13 protein-coding genes and 1 tRNA gene are annotated in these 13,486 nt (G+C 73.9%); 9 read left to right on the top strand and 5 right to left on the bottom strand.

Annotated features, from left to right (window positions below; genetic code table 11):
* Positions 1 to 26: 26 nt before the first annotated feature.
* Both ACGFNN_RS01205 and ACGFNN_RS01200 read right to left on the bottom strand, forming a co-directional pair.
* Positions 27 to 1,484, bottom strand: a complete 1,458-nt coding sequence (locus tag ACGFNN_RS01205) for a sensor histidine kinase (protein ID WP_393551728.1) — start codon at positions 1,482 to 1,484, stop codon at positions 27 to 29.
* Positions 1,481 to 2,191, bottom strand: coding sequence for a response regulator transcription factor (locus ACGFNN_RS01200; protein ID WP_362547194.1), 711 nt, complete (start codon positions 2,189 to 2,191; stop codon positions 1,481 to 1,483). Before ACGFNN_RS01200 ends, ACGFNN_RS01205 begins: the two co-directional genes overlap by 4 nt.
* A 78-nt stretch (positions 2,192 to 2,269) precedes the next feature.
* On the opposite strand from ACGFNN_RS01200, the gene ACGFNN_RS01195 reads away from it, so the two are divergent.
* Positions 2,270 to 2,818, top strand: coding sequence for a hypothetical protein (locus ACGFNN_RS01195; RefSeq protein ID WP_393551726.1), 549 nt, complete (start codon positions 2,270 to 2,272; stop codon positions 2,816 to 2,818).
* Positions 2,819 to 3,010: 192 nt separating this feature from the next.
* Here the strand turns inward: ACGFNN_RS01195 and ACGFNN_RS01190 are convergent, their stop codons facing one another.
* Together ACGFNN_RS01190 and ACGFNN_RS01185 are read right to left on the bottom strand one after the other, a co-directional pair.
* Positions 3,011 to 3,898, bottom strand: coding sequence for a spermidine synthase (locus tag ACGFNN_RS01190; RefSeq protein WP_393551724.1), 888 nt, complete (start codon positions 3,896 to 3,898; stop codon positions 3,011 to 3,013).
* Between the two features lie 83 nt (positions 3,899 to 3,981).
* On the bottom strand, positions 3,982 to 4,344 hold the full coding sequence (locus tag ACGFNN_RS01185; protein ID WP_362547185.1) for a hypothetical protein: 363 nt from the start codon (positions 4,342 to 4,344) through the stop codon (positions 3,982 to 3,984).
* 255 nt (positions 4,345 to 4,599) lie between these two features.
* On the opposite strand from ACGFNN_RS01185, the gene ACGFNN_RS01180 reads away from it, so the two are divergent.
* Positions 4,600 to 5,949, top strand: a complete 1,350-nt coding sequence (locus ACGFNN_RS01180; RefSeq protein WP_393551722.1) for a tetratricopeptide repeat protein — start codon at positions 4,600 to 4,602, stop codon at positions 5,947 to 5,949.
* 119 nt (positions 5,950 to 6,068) lie between these two features.
* Here the strand turns inward: ACGFNN_RS01180 and ACGFNN_RS01175 are convergent, their stop codons facing one another.
* Entirely contained in the window at positions 6,069 to 6,665 is a 597-nt protein-coding gene (locus tag ACGFNN_RS01175; protein WP_393551720.1) for a histidine phosphatase family protein, read from the bottom strand.
* Between the two features lie 319 nt (positions 6,666 to 6,984).
* Here ACGFNN_RS01175 and ACGFNN_RS01170 point away from each other — a divergent pair, with 319 nt between their 5' ends.
* The 7 genes from ACGFNN_RS01170 (at position 6,985) to ACGFNN_RS01140 (ending at position 13,439) form a co-directional block, all read left to right on the top strand.
* Positions 6,985 to 7,929 (top strand): phosphatase PAP2 family protein, encoded by a 945-nt coding sequence (locus ACGFNN_RS01170; protein ID WP_393551718.1) that lies wholly within the window; start codon positions 6,985 to 6,987, stop codon positions 7,927 to 7,929.
* Positions 7,829 to 9,010, top strand: a complete 1,182-nt coding sequence (locus tag ACGFNN_RS01165) for a hypothetical protein (protein ID WP_393551716.1) — start codon at positions 7,829 to 7,831, stop codon at positions 9,008 to 9,010. The genes ACGFNN_RS01170 and ACGFNN_RS01165 overlap by 101 nt, the downstream gene beginning before the upstream one ends.
* Positions 9,001 to 10,665, top strand: coding sequence for a hypothetical protein (locus ACGFNN_RS01160; protein WP_393551714.1), 1,665 nt, complete (start codon positions 9,001 to 9,003; stop codon positions 10,663 to 10,665). The genes ACGFNN_RS01165 and ACGFNN_RS01160 overlap by 10 nt, the downstream gene beginning before the upstream one ends.
* A complete protein-coding gene (locus ACGFNN_RS01155; protein WP_362666027.1) occupies positions 10,662 to 11,996 on the top strand; it encodes an AAA family ATPase in 1,335 nt (444 codons plus the stop codon). Before ACGFNN_RS01160 ends, ACGFNN_RS01155 begins: the two co-directional genes overlap by 4 nt.
* Positions 11,997 to 12,107: 111 nt before the next feature.
* Complete coding sequence (locus tag ACGFNN_RS01150; protein ID WP_362666030.1) at positions 12,108 to 12,449, top strand: hypothetical protein; 342 nt, start codon at positions 12,108 to 12,110, stop codon at positions 12,447 to 12,449.
* 227 nt (positions 12,450 to 12,676) lie between these two features.
* Positions 12,677 to 13,375, top strand: a complete 699-nt coding sequence (locus ACGFNN_RS01145; protein ID WP_393551712.1) for a hypothetical protein — start codon at positions 12,677 to 12,679, stop codon at positions 13,373 to 13,375.
* Positions 13,366 to 13,439, top strand: a tRNA-Lys gene (locus ACGFNN_RS01140). The genes ACGFNN_RS01145 and ACGFNN_RS01140 overlap by 10 nt, the downstream gene beginning before the upstream one ends.
* The last annotated feature ends 47 nt before the right edge of the window (positions 13,440 to 13,486 follow it).

Here is a 13,486-nt window from a genome sequence, read left to right as displayed (position 1 = left end):
TGGCTTAAGGAGGGCATCGGCGCCGGTTAAAGATCAGCCCCCGGAACCTCCCGGAATTCCTGGCTCCGCATCTGTCCGCCCCGCGCTCCACGCCTTCCGGTCCGCCGGCCGAGCCGGTGCCCCCGGCCCGGGCGTTCGGCCGGCCCGCCGTGGAGGCCTATCCGGATGCGCACCTCGGTGCCCCCGAGCACCGAGCGGCCTATCCGCAGGTCACCGCCGGTGGACTCGGCGACCCTGCGGACGATGTCGAGCCCCAGTCCGGTCGATCCCACCTCGCCGCCCCCTCCCCCGCGTCCGCTGGCACCCCTGGCCAGGGCGGATTCCGGATCGGGTATGCCCGGCCCGGCGTCCGAGACCAGGACGAGCACGGCCTCGCCACCGTGGTGGACGTCGACGGCGAAGGAGGTGCCCTCCGGGGTGTGCCGGAAGACGTTGCCGAGCAACGCGTCCAGCGCCGCGGCGAGTTCGGGCCGTGCGACGGGGATGCGGACGGTGCGGTCCACGCCGGCCAGGCGCACCGTGCGCCCTTCGTCCTCGGCGAGCGCCGACCAGAACGCCATCCGCTCCCGGATGACCTCGGAGGCGTCGCACCCGGCCCCCGGGCCCGGCTGTCCGCCCTGCGTCTGCGGGCGCTGCTCGCGAGCGGTGCGGATGATCGTGTCGACCTCGTGCTCCAGCTGCTGCACGGCCGCCCTGGTCTGTTCCGCGGCCGGCCCCTCCCCCAGTGAGGCGGCGTTGAGGCGGAGCACGGTCAGCGGGGTGCGGAGCCGGTGGGAGAGGTCGGCGGCGAGCTCCCGCTCGTTGGCCAGCAGTTGGACCACCTGGTCCGCCATCGAGTTGAACGCGGCGGCCGCGGAGCGCAGTTCGGTCGGCCCCGCTTCCGGGACCCTGGTCCCCAGCCTGCCCTCGCCCAGGTCGTGGGCGGCACCGGCGAGCCGCTGGGCGGGCTCCACCATGCGGACGCCGAGCCGGTCGGCGACGGCCACCGAGCCCACGATCAGGGCGATCCCGACGCCGGCGAGGACCAGCCAGGCCGTCCCCACGCCGTTGGACACCTCGTCCTCGGGCACGAACACCTCGACGACGGCGATGCCCCCGGGGCCGAACGCGGTGGGCTGCAGCAGTACGGAGCCTCCCTTCACCTCCGCGATCGAGGCGCGCCCGGAGGTCCGTACGGTCTCCACGTCCTCCGAGGTCGCGCGCCGGACGCCGATCTCCAGGCGGGTGCCGCCCGGTTCGAGCGCGGGTACGTGCACCGCGAGCCGTCCTCGGCCACCCGGATCGGTGGACAGGGCGGCTTTGGTCAGTTGCTCACGGTCGGTGGTGATGGTGAGGGTGGGGCCGATGGTGGCGGCCTGCCGTTCGGCGTCGGTGAAGGCCCGGTCGCGGGCCATCTCCTTGACGACGAGTCCGAGCGGCACGGCGAACGCGATCACGACCATGGCGGTGACGGCCAGACAGACCTTGACCAGGGCCCATCTCATGCGGGGTGCCCAGGTGCTCCGGCCGGCGGTTCGAGCTTGACGCCGACCCCGCGCAGGGTGTGCAGATAGCGCGGCCGGGCCGCCGTCTCGCCCAGCTTGCGGCGGAGCCAGGAGAGGTGGACGTCGATGGTCTGGTCGTCGCCGTAGGACTGCTGCCAGACCTCGGCCAGCAGTTCACGGCGCGGGACGACGACACCGGGACGGCCTGCGAGGAAGGCGAGCAGGTCGAATTCGCGACGGGTCAGGTCCAGTGCCGTGCCGTCGAGTTCGGCCTGACGGCGCAGCGGGTCGATGGAGAGCCCGCCGACCTGGAGGACGCGCGGCGGCGGCGCCTGGGCGCCCGGCCCCCGGGTACGCCGCAGGACGGCCGCCATCCGGGCCGAGAGGTGTTCCACGGAGAAGGGTTTGGTCAGGTAGTCGTCCGCGCCGTCGTTGAGCAGCCTGACGATCTCCGCCTCGTCGTCCCGCGCGGTCGCGATGATCACGGGGACGTCGGTGATGGACCGCAGCATCTTCAGCGCCTCGGCGCCGTCGAGGTCGGGGAGCCCGAGGTCGAGGACGACGACGTCGAAGCGGAAGTGGGCGACCTCGCGCAGCGCTTCGAGGGCGGTGCCGACACTCCGTACGGTGTGCGAGGCCTCGGTCAGGTGCCGGATGAGGGCGGAACGTACGAACTGGTCGTCCTCGACCACGAGCACACTAGGCATGGGCGGCACCGTAGCCCATCCGGAGGAACCCGGTCCCCTCCGGGACGAACCCCTGCCCCGTGGTGCAGGATGTGCCCGATGCAACGAGGACTCGTACACGCGATCGCGTGGTCGCTCGCCACGGGGGCGGCGGTCACCCTCTCCTGGTGGGGCGTGCACACCGTCATGTCGGGGACGGCGTACGACCCCCCGCGTGCCGTGCCCATCTCGGTGGGGACGCGTGGCGGGCAGGAGACGAGCGTGCCGGTGTCCTCGTCGACGCACCGGGCGCGGCCGACGCCGTCCCCCAGCTCCTCGGCTCCCGCCGCCACCCCCTCGCCCACGCCCTCCCGACAGCCCTCGTCCCGGCCTCCGGCGACGGCGCCGAGCCGGGCGGAGACGTCGGCGCCGCAGGCTGCCGCGGGGGACGTGAAGAGCTACCCGACGCGTGGCGGGAGAGTCGTCCTGGAGCTCGCGAAGGACTCGGCGAAGCTCGTCTCGGCGACACCCGAGCCCGGCTGGTCGATGCAGGTGTGGACCGAACCGGAGTGGATCCGGGTGGACTTCGGCGACGGCTCCGGGGGCACGGTCTCCGTCTTCTGCACCTGGAACGGTCATCCGCCGATGGTGGAGACGGTGGAGCAGTAAGGCCTGTCCGCCGGACTAGGGTCTTTCGTTTGGATCAGGCCGGATCAGGGAGCGGGGCCTGGTGCCGTGCATCGCAAGGCGGAGGAGGGAGTCGACGCGGAGCGTCGGAGACCGACGACAACGCCGCGAGGTGCGGCACCAGGCCCCGCGAGCCCGGCATGATCCAAACGAGAGGCCCTAGGCCCCGGGCCCTCAGTCGAAGGCGTCCGGCGGCGGGGCCGGGGACGCCTTGGCTGAGGCGTCGGTGACGACGGCGGCGCCGCCGGTGAAGTCGGCCAGGGCGCGGCCGTGTTCGACCCGGCCGGGGTGCGGGTCGCTCGCGACCCGGCGGGTGAGTTCCGCGACCGCTATCGGCAGGTCGGAGGCGACCAGGACGGCGTTGCCGAAGCGCCGTCCGCGCCAGACCGTCGGATCGGCGGCGAGGGCGAGTTCGGGGAAGAGCGAGGCGGCGGTGGCGATCTGGCCGCGCAGGTGGGCGAGCGGCGGACCGTCGGCGAGGTTTGCGGCGTACTGGCCACCGGACCTGAGCACCCGCCGTACCTCGCCGAGGAATTCGGCGGAGGTCAGGTGCGCGGGGGTACGGGCGCCGGCGAAGACGTCGGCGACGACGAGGTCGGCCCAGCCGTCGGGGACCTTGCCCAGGCCGGCGCGGGCATCCACCGATCTGACCCGTATCCGGGCCTGCGGGTCCAGCGGCAGCTCCCGGCGGACGAACTGGACGAGGGGCCCGTCGATCTCCACGATCTGCTGGGTGGAGCGGGGGCGGCTCGCGGCGATGTACCGGGCGAGCGTGAAGGCGCCGCCGCCGAGGTGGACCGCCTGCAGGGGGCGTCCGGGCGGTGCGGCGAGATCGATGACATGGCCGAGCCTGCGCTGGTACTCGAAGGAGAGGTACGCCGGGTCGTCCAGGTCGACGTGGGACTGCGGGGCACCGTCCAGCAGGAGGGTCCAGGCGCGCGGGCGCTCACGGTCGGGCACGAGTGCGGCGACGCCGCCGTCCACCGTCGTGGACAGGACTTCCGGCCGGCGTTCGGACCGCTCGCGGCAGCCGGCTCCCCTGGCCGCACCTCGACGTGCCACGTGCTCGTCCTCGCTCACCGTGCGGGTCGTCGGCCTGACCGGCCGGCGGTGGCGGAGGCTCCGCCCACCTGCCCATTATCGCGTCAGCGGCGGTCGTCGGCCGCCTCGATGAGCCGGGCCGCCTGGTCGAGGGCGGCGCGGAGCACGGCGGGGTCGGTGACCGGGGTCTCCGCGACGGGCGGGAGGAGCCAGCCTCCGCCGACGGCGGGCGGCTCGGACGGGATGCGCAGCCCGCGCCCGTCGGTCCTCGTACACGCACTGCCCGGTACGTCCCAGCCCTCCGCCGTACCTGAGGGGACGAGGAAGCCGAGGACCGCGCAGGCACCGTCGTGCAGGACCGGGCCGACGGAGTCCTGGTCCGCCCCCCTGCGCAGGATGTCCACGGCCTCCAGCCCCTGTCGTGCCGGGACGGTCACCAGGTCGCACGGTGCGGTTTCCGGGCCCATGTGAGGCAAGGGAACCCCTCCTCTTCGTCTCGACGAGACAGGACCACGCCCCGTCTCCTCATGGACCAACGGCCGGACGGCGTCAAGGGCTACGGCGGCACGCCGCCGCAAAGGGTGGCAGTTCATGGCGGATCACGGGTGAGATGTCTGATTTATTGGCAAACGCAGCGTGTGCGGCCCGTCACAGCAGGTACGTTCTTGCTCCGCCGGGACACCGGAAGCAGGAGCCCGGCTTGCACCAGAGAGGGCCCAGCCATGGTGTCGACACGGGCAGTTCCCAACCTCGCCTTCCGGCGGCTGCGCGGACAGCGCTCCGCCGGGGAGTTCGCGGCCGCGGTCCGCCGTGCCGCTCGCGAGATCGGTGAGCAGGTCGCGTGCGACGCCCGGTACGTCGGACGCGTGGAGTCCGGGGAGATCCGTTGCCCCAACTACGCGTACGAACGGGTGTTCCTGCACATGTTCCCCGGGGCGAGCCTCGAGGATCTGGGCTTCCTTGCCCGCGAGAGCGTGCGCGGGCGGGGTGCCCGCACGGTGCCCCCTCCCACCACACCCCCCACGCTCGACAGTGACATCCACGAGGAGTGCGACGTGCTGCGTCGCGTGTTCATGACCAGCGGCACCACCACGGTGGCAGCCGCGTCCCTGGGCCTGGCCGGCCGTCCCGCCGCCGCGGGTCCGCCGGGCGTCCCCCCACAGCGCCGTGTCGGCGAGGCCGAGGTGGAGGCCGTCGAGAAGGCGGTACGCCAGATCCGGCTGCTGGACGACCGGCACGGGGCCGACGGCCTCTACCGACGGGCATTCCAGCCGCTCAGAGCGGCGTACGCCCTGCTCGACGCCGGCACCACGTCCCGGCGCAGCACCGCCGACCGGCTGCACGCCGGCGCGGGCGAGCTGGCGATCTCGGTGGGCTGGCTGGCCCACGACTCGGGGCGCTTCGAGGACGCCCGCTCCCACTACGCGGAAGCCTTGGCCACGGCACGGCTGGCGGGGGACGCCGCGCTGGAGGCGCACGCGTTCTGCAACGCCTCGTTCCTGGCCCGCGACACCGGGCGGGCCCGCGAGGCGGTCCGCGCCGCGGAGGCCGGGCAGCGGGCCGCCCGGCCGCTCGGCTCACCGCGGCTGCTCGCCCTGCTGGCGCTGCGGGAGGCCGGGGCGCGGGCGTGGCTCGGGGACCGCGCGGGGTGCGAGCTCGCGATCGGACGGGCGCAGTCGGCGTTCGACCGGGGGCCCCGCGACGCGGACCCGGAGTGGATGAGCTTCTTCCGCGAGGCGGAGCTCGAACTGCTGGAGGCACAGTGCTGGTCGGCGCTGGGCGACTGGCCGCGGGCCGCTCTGCACGCCCGCCGGGCGACCCGGCTCCAGGATCCGCACTTCACCCGCAACCTGGCCCTGTACAGAGCGCAGCTCGCCAACGACCTGGCGCAGGCCGGCACGGCCGACGAGGCCGCCGCCGCCGGGCACGCGGTACTGGACCTGCTGGACCGGGTCCAGTCCTCCCGCATCCGGGGGATGCTGGCGAGCGCAGTCCGGGTGCTGCGGCCGCAGGGCGGCCCGGAGGTGGCCGCGCTGCTGGACCGTTACGAGGAGCTGCCGCCCGTCACCTGAGGGGCACGCGCCCCGCCGGCGTCGAGGTGGCCCGTCGGTCCGGTGGCCCGGCAGCCTGGGCCGAGATTCCCCGTCGGCCCGGGGCCCGGACCGACGGGGCAGGGCTGCCGGAAGGGCGCCTACCGGTCGAGGTGGCCCGTGTCGTTCCACCGCTCCAGGGCCGGGAGGCCGTACGCCCATCCCAGTACCGACAGGGACGTCGGCTCCAGCCTGATGCGCGCGGCGAAGGACACGTCCTCGCCCAGCCAGCGGGCCCCGATCGCCCGCAGGACGTGGCCGTGGGCGAAGACCAGGACGTCACGCTCGGCGGACCGGGCCCACGCCACGACCTCGTCGACCCGTTCCGTGAGCTCCGCGAGCGTCTCGCCGCCGGGGACGCCGTCACGCCAGATGAACCAGTCCGGCCGGTCCGCCTTGATCTGTGCCGGGGTCAGGCCTTCGTAGTCCCCGTAGTCCCATTCCATCAGCGCGTCCCACGGCTCGGCGCGGTCACCGAAGCCGGCGAGCGAGCAGGTCTCGGACGCCCGGACGAGCGGGCTGGTACGGACCTCCACCCCCGGCAGACCGCCCCACGGCTCCCGGTGCAGCCGTTCGCCGAGCAGCTTGGCGCCCTCACGGCCGGTGTCGAGCAGGGGAATGTCGGTCCTGCCGGTGTGATTGCCCTGCACGGACCACTGTGTCTGGCCGTGACGGGCGAGCAGGATTCGCGGTGCCATGACGGCTCTCCCTGAAGAAAATTCTGAGATCCGATGATCCGGTGACCCTAGGATCTGATGGGTCCGGGACAGCGGTGTCCGGGACGGCTGATCGGTGGCGGACGCGGCCGGCCGGCCGGCGGCCGGTACGGGCGCGGAGCCCGTCCCATCATCCCGCACCTGTGCCCCGGGCAACCTGCGGGGCAGCGGCCGCGTCCCTCTCAGGGCCAGGGACCAGGGCAGGCACGCGGGGACGTGCCCCCGGAGGAAAAGCGGGCATACGACCGCCGTACGGTTGAACGCCCGCCGTCCACCGCATGAACAAGGGGAGAGCCACCGGATGCCGTACGCCACCGCCCGGACACCGCTCTCCGGTCACCGGCCGCGCTGGTGGACGGAGCTCCCGCTGATCGCCGTGGTCTACGGGCTGTACGCCGTCGGGCGGCTGCTGGTCCGGGAGGACATACCCGGGGCGGTGCGGAACGGACTGGCGATACTCCGCCTGGAGAAGACCCTCCACATCAACGCGGAGCACCCGCTCAACCGGCTTCTCACCGCCCACCCCTCACTCGGCATACCCGCCGACTTCGCCTACGCCTCCCTGCACTACGTGGTCACCCCTGCGGTCCTGATCTGGATCTTCCGGCGCCGTAGCGCCGCCTACCGCGCGGCGCGCACCTGGCTGATGTCGTCCACGCTCCTCGGGCTGATCGGCTTCACCCTGGTCCCCACCTGCCCGCCCCGCCTCCTCGACGCCCGGCACGGGTTCGTCGACACGATGGCGCAGTACAGCGGATACGGCTGGTGGGGTGCGGGCGCGAGTGCCCCGCGCGGGCTCAGCGGGATGACCAACCAGTACGCGGCGATGCCCAGCCTGCACGTCGGCTGGGCGGTGTGGTGCGGTGTCCTGCTCTGGCGCCACGGCCGCCACCCGCTCGTCCGGGCGGCGGGGATCGCCTACCCCCTGACGATCGTGCTCGTCGTGATGGGCACGGCGAACCACTATTTCCTCGACGCGCTCGCCGGGGTCGCGGTGATGGCCGTCGGCGCCCTGCTGACCAGGCCGTTCATGCGGATCGCCGACCGCGTCAAGTACCGGATGAGCACGGTGTTCGCGCGTATGCCCGGATCCGCCACCCCCACGAGATCCACGATTGTCAGTGACGGATGCAAGACTTCCGCGGGTGAGCGAATACCCGGCCGGCGGACCGCCTCCGCAGATTCCGGCGACGCGAGCGCCCGCTCCGCGGCCGCAGCCGACGACACTCCGGCAGCGGCTCGCTGAGCTGCGCGGGCCGACCGTCGCGCCGCACCCGCTCGACGCGCGCGCACTGGCGGCCCTCGCCGCCAATCCGGGGTGCAGACGTCGCGCCCTGCTCGACGGCGCGGGCGTCGACAAGGCCGGGCTGGCCACGGCGCTCGGCTCCCCCGCGGCGTTCGGGCAGTCCCAGTTCGCCTTCGTCCGGGGCAACGCCTTCGAGGCGCGGGTCAAGGCCGACGGCGGCACCGAGCTGCTGCGCCTTCTCCTGGAGCACCTGGGCGGCGGCGCCGACTCCCCCTCCACGGCCGAGGTACCGGACCTGGCGGCCGCCGGCCCCGAGGGCCGCGCCGCGCGTACGGCACTGGCGCTGCGCGAGGCCACCGCGTCGGGAGGATGGACCCTGCTCGACCATCCGATGCTGGCCCTGGAGGTGGCGGGCTCGCCCGCCTACCTGGAGCCGGACGCCGTGGTGGTGCACCCCGACGGCACCTGGACGGTCGTCGAGATCAAGTCCTTCCCCATGATCGACAGTTCCGCGGACGCCGCGAAGGTCGGCGCCGCCGCCCGCCAGTCCGCGGTGTACGTCCTGGCCCTGGAGCGGACCGCGGCGGTGACCGAGGGGGCCCGGGTCTCCCACCGGATCCTGCTGGTCTGCCCGAAGGACTTCTCCAACCTGCCGACCGCCTCGGTCGTCGACGTCCGCAAGCAGCGCGCCGTCACCGGCCGTCAGCTCACCCGGCTCACCCGCGTCGAGGACATCGCGGCGGCGCTGCCCGAGGGCACCACCTTCGACCCCTGCCGCTCCCCCGAGGAGCTCGGCAGCGCGGTCGAGGCGGTTCCCGCCGCGTACGCCCCCGAGTGCCTGGCCGCGTGCGAGCTCGCCTTCCACTGCCGGGCCAAGGCACGCGCCGAGGGCGCGGTGGAGTCCCTGGGCCGCAGTGTGCGTGGTGAGCTCGGTGGCCTGACCACGGTCGCCGGGGTGCTGGCCGCCGCGGCAGGCAAGGAGGGCGACCCCTCGGACCCGACGGTGGCCGCCCTGCGCAGGGCGGCCGCACTGCGCGCCGAGGCCCTCGCCGGTGTGACGGGCGGCGTCCCGTGTCACTGATCACCACCCTGGCCCGGCTGGAAGCTGTGGAGAGCGGGCGGGCCCAGCCGCTGGCCACCGTGCGCCACCGCCACCTGACGGGCGAGCCCCTGGTCCTGGTGCCGCTGACGACCGCCGGTGAGGCGGGCGCCCCGCTCGGCGCCCTCGTCGGCACGGACCGTTCCGCTCCCCGGCTGCTGGCCGTGGCCCAGCCGCGCGACCGCGACCTGCGGTCCGCCTTCCTGGCCGAGCTGGCGGAGGCCGTGCTGCCGCACATCGAGTCGTACGCCGACGTCGTCGAACTCGTTGCGCATGGGGGCCCCTCCCGGACGAAGTCTGGGGGAGAAACCGACCCCGAGACCGGGAAGAAGGTCAAGGTCGAGGTCGAGCTGTGCGCGGACGCCGCACAGCTGATCGTGCCCAGCAGGGCCGGCGTCGAGTTCGTACGCCTGCTCGGCCGGTCCATGCGGTTCCGGCGCACCGCCGAGGACGACCCGGACACCCCCTACCCGGCTCCGGCCCGTGTGCCGCTGCTCGGCCGCTGGCTGACGCACTACGGGGAGCGGGCGAGGGTGCCCGGCTCCTCGCTGCTGCTGGCCGCGACTGATCTGCTGAACCGCCACTGGGCGACGGGGCAGAGCAGTCTGGAGGACCAGCACCTCGGGGCGCTGCTCGCCTGGCTCGACCCCCGGGACGGGCTGCCGGGGGCGGAGGCGGCCCTCCGGGCGGAGCTCGAGCGGGACGGGGCCGGTCAGCTCCTCTGCCCGCCGGCCGGACCGGCGACGGACCCCGCGTTCGACAACCGGCTGCTGGCTCCGGCGATCGAGCGCTTCGACCGTGCCCGCACCGCGCTGGCGGCGGCCGAGGACGGGCTCGACGCCGACACCCGCCTCGGCGAGCTCCGGGAAGCCGAGAGGGCGATCAGGTCGCTGCTGGAGGAGGTGATGAGGCCCACCTGGGACGCGGTGTGGCGCGGTCTTGACCTGCTGCGGGAGCTGCCGGAGGGCGCCAGGACCGAGGACCGCTGGACACGCGACCGGTGGTCCTTCACCGCGCACCGGGACCGGGTGCGGGCGGGCGAACCCCCGCAGCCCCGCAGGGACGACGCGGTGACGGCGGCCCAGAAGCTGGCCTCGCGCGAGACCGCCCAGGCGCAGCTGGACGCCCAGGAGGCGCTCGACGATCCGCTGGTGCTCGCGGGGCGCAGGCTGGCGGGTGAGGCCTTCGTCGGTGAGGTGACCGGGATCGAGATGGCGTACAGCGAGTCGAAGCGCCCATCCCCCCGCCCCCTGGTCACCGTCCGCACCGGTGAACGCCCGCACCTGGGCGAGCGGACGAAGGTCTACCGCTCGCTGGACGGCAAGCCGCAGACGGCGGAGTTCGTCCGGTACGCGCCCGGCGATGACGAGGACGAGGCCGGCCCCACCGGTTCCGAGGGCCCGGTCCGTCTCGTCCTGCGGATCACCGACCGCATGGGACGGAGCAAGGAGCCCGCGCCCGGATCGGTGCCCGAGCCGGGCGACCTGATCGCCTGGACCCTCTTCGAGCACGACCAGCGGAGCGGTCCCAAGCTGCCCGACCCCGAGGACACCCCCTGGACCCACGGCGGCCCGCCGGGAGCCGCCGCTGGACCCACCGAACTGCCCGACCCCGTGACCTCGGAGGACCTGCTGTGACAGCCGTGACCGACCCGGGCGCCGCGGCGGCACGCGCGACCGGCGCGATCCTGGAGGACACCCTGCGCTCACCCGCTCGGGGTGTCGTGGTGGACTCCCCGCCCGGCGCGGGGAAGTCGACGCTGGTGGTGCGGGCCGCGCTGGAGCTCGCCGCGGCCGGCCGCCCGCTGATGGTGGTCGCTCAGACCAACGCCCAGGTGGACGACCTGGTGGTACGGCTGGCCGAGAAGGCCCCCGAGCTGCCGGTGGGCCGGCTGCACAGCAGCGACTCCGATCCGTACGACAAGGTCCTCGACGGTCTGGACAACGTGCGCAAGTCGGCGAAGGCGGCCGATCTGGCGGGCCTGGACATCGTGATCTCCACGGCCGCGAAGTGGGCCCACGTGAAGAACGTCGAACCGTGGGAGCACGCGATCGTCGACGAGGCCTACCAGATGCGGTCGGACGCGCTGCTGGCCGTGGCGGGGCTGTTCGAGCGGGCCTTGTTCGTGGGGGATCCGGGCCAGCTGGACCCGTTCTCGATCGTGGGCGCCGACCAGTGGGCGGGCCTGACGTACGACCCGTCGGCGAGCGCCGTCTCGACCCTCCTCGCGCACAATCCGGAGCTGCCGCAGCACCGGCTGCCGGTGTCCTGGCGGCTGCCCGCGTCGGCGGCGCCGCTGGTCTCCGACGCCTTCTACCCGTACACCCCGTTCCGCAGCGGTACGGACCACGGCGACCGGCGGCTGTCGTTCGGCGTGCCGTCGGACGGCTCGGGTCCCGACCGGGTGCTGGACGAGGCGGCGGAGTCGGGATGGGGTCTGCTGGAGCTGCCCGCCCGCCACACCCCGCGCACCGACCCCGAGGCGGTCCGGGCGGTGGCCCTGGTGGTCCGCAGGCTGCTCGACAGGGGCGGCGCCGCGACGAGCGAGCGGGAGGCCGGCCCGGTCCCCGTGACGGCGGAGCGGGTCGCGGTCGGCACCGCCCACCGTGACCAGGCCGCCGCGGTCCGCGCCGCTCTCGCCGAGCTGGGGGTGACGGGCGTGGCGGTGGACACGGCGAACCGGCTCCAGGGCCGCGAGTTCGACGTGACGGTGGTCCTGCACCCGCTGTCCGGCCGCCCCGACGCCACGGCGTTCCATCTGGAGACGGGGCGGCTCTGCGTCCTGGCCTCGCGGCACCGCCACGCGTGCGTGGTGGTCTGCCGCGCCGGGGTGGCGGACCTGCTGGACGAGCACCCCTCGACGGAGCCGGTCCAGCTGGGGGTGACGGTCAAGTTCCCGGACGGTTGGGAGGCCAACCACGCGGTGCTGTCCCATCTCGCCGAGCACCGCGTGCATTGGAGGCCCTGATCCTGGGCAGCGCTCTTCTGGTCCCTCCTGCCGCCGATACGCGGAGGGGACCGTCCTGCCGGGCTGGACAATGGAAGGTGGCCGTCCGGCCGTACGAGGAGGGAACAGCACATGGCACAACCCGAGCGGAACGAGCGGCAGAGGCTGCGTCCGGCGCCGCTGCTCTTCGAGCCGTCGGAGGCGGTGGCCGATCCGGAGCACTTCTTCGACCTGGAGTCGATGGAGGATCCGAAGGAGCTGCTGGCCCGCGCGACGGAGCTGACGCTCGCCTTCAGGGCGGCGACGGACCGGGCCGTGGAGTTCCAGGCCGTGGCGGCCGCCCAGCTCGCCGATCCCCGCCGGTTCGACCGGCTCACGCCCGCCGACATAGCCGCGCGGGCGGAGTGGACCGAGGACTACGCCAAGAAGATGATCGAGTTCGGCCGGTCCCTGCTGAACGACCCCGCGCCCTGACATCCGCTCCCGGGACCGGCGCTCCGGCCGGGTCGTCGGGCATGTCCCGAGCGCCGGTGATGCGGGGGCCGGGCGCCACACGCCGGGCGCCCGGTCGCCACACGCCGGTCGCCACGGGTACACCCGTGGCATATGCCGCCGGGCAAGATACCCCTACGAGGTCCGTCCCGTCAGGCGTTTCGGCAACTCCGGGGAACAGTACCGTCACCGCCTGTAGACATGACGTCATGAGCGCATGGCTGAACGACGAAACGACCCTGCAGGCCGGTACGGGCGCGCGCCACGGCAGCGGCCTCTTCGCTCTGCTGCGGGACCGGCCCGACGGGAGGGCCGACGACAGGGCCGCTCATGTCACTCCCTCCGGAGCGGCCTGGCTGGCGGGCGCCACCTCGCACCCCCGCAGCACCCTGGCGCAGTGGGAGGCCCGGCCCGCCTCGCCCGGCGTACTGCCCTGCGGCACCGCGTTCGACATCGTCAGCGTGCCCGCGCTGTTCGGACGGCGGATGCTGGAGCAGCTCTGGGCGGAGGGACCCGGGTCCGGTCCGGTCGCCGTGCACCGGGGCCGGATGCTGCTCTTCGCCTCCCCCGGCACCGCCCAGCGGCTGCCGTCGCTGGTGGCCTGGGAGGAGTGGGGCACGGGCTGCGCCGACGGTGTCCGCGGGCACCGGAGCGCTCTGCCGCCGGTTCTCTGTCACGGCCTCGGCGACGCCGTCACCGTCCCGCCGCTGACCGGCGGTACCGGCTGCGACGGACCCCGCTGGGTCGTCGCGCCGGACACCCGGACCCCCTGGCTGCCCGGCCCGGACGCGCTCCTGTGGGCCTGTGTACGAGTGGGCAGGTCGGCGGCCCCCTCGGCCACCGGGTATTCGATTTTTCCTCCCGCCGATCCGGGTGCTAATGTCTACGACGTCAGCAGGCGCCGTTAGCTCAGTTGGTTAGAGCAGCTGACTCTTAATCAGCGGGTCCGGGGTTCGAGTCCCTGACGGCGCACCGACAGAAGAGGCCCCCTCGCGGAAGCGAGGGGGCCTCTTTCGTGT

Origin of the sequence: Streptomyces sp. NPDC048590, from assembly GCF_043199535.1 — a bacterium.
GTDB lineage: Bacteria > Actinomycetota > Actinomycetes > Streptomycetales > Streptomycetaceae > Streptomyces.
The sequence above is the reverse complement of the archived record's forward strand: the minus strand, read 5'-3'. Positions and strand labels throughout refer to the sequence as shown.

Coding starts and splice junctions, on each gene's coding strand:
- ACGFNN_RS01185 (WP_362547185.1), bottom strand. CDS start 4,344: ATGGGCCCGGAAACCGCACCGTGCGACCTGGTGACCGTCCCGGCACGA.
- ACGFNN_RS01175 (WP_393551720.1), bottom strand. CDS start 6,665: ATGGCACCGCGAATCCTGCTCGCCCGTCACGGCCAGACACAGTGGTCC.
- ACGFNN_RS01180 (WP_393551722.1), top strand. CDS start 4,600: ATGGTGTCGACACGGGCAGTTCCCAACCTCGCCTTCCGGCGGCTGCGC.
- ACGFNN_RS01150 (WP_362666030.1), top strand. CDS start 12,108: ATGGCACAACCCGAGCGGAACGAGCGGCAGAGGCTGCGTCCGGCGCCG.
- ACGFNN_RS01170 (WP_393551718.1), top strand. CDS start 6,985: ATGCCGTACGCCACCGCCCGGACACCGCTCTCCGGTCACCGGCCGCGC.
- ACGFNN_RS01205 (WP_393551728.1), bottom strand. CDS start 1,484: ATGAGATGGGCCCTGGTCAAGGTCTGTCTGGCCGTCACCGCCATGGTC.
- ACGFNN_RS01195 (WP_393551726.1), top strand. CDS start 2,270: ATGCAACGAGGACTCGTACACGCGATCGCGTGGTCGCTCGCCACGGGG.
- ACGFNN_RS01145 (WP_393551712.1), top strand. CDS start 12,677: ATGAGCGCATGGCTGAACGACGAAACGACCCTGCAGGCCGGTACGGGC.
- ACGFNN_RS01200 (WP_362547194.1), bottom strand. CDS start 2,191: ATGCCTAGTGTGCTCGTGGTCGAGGACGACCAGTTCGTACGTTCCGCC.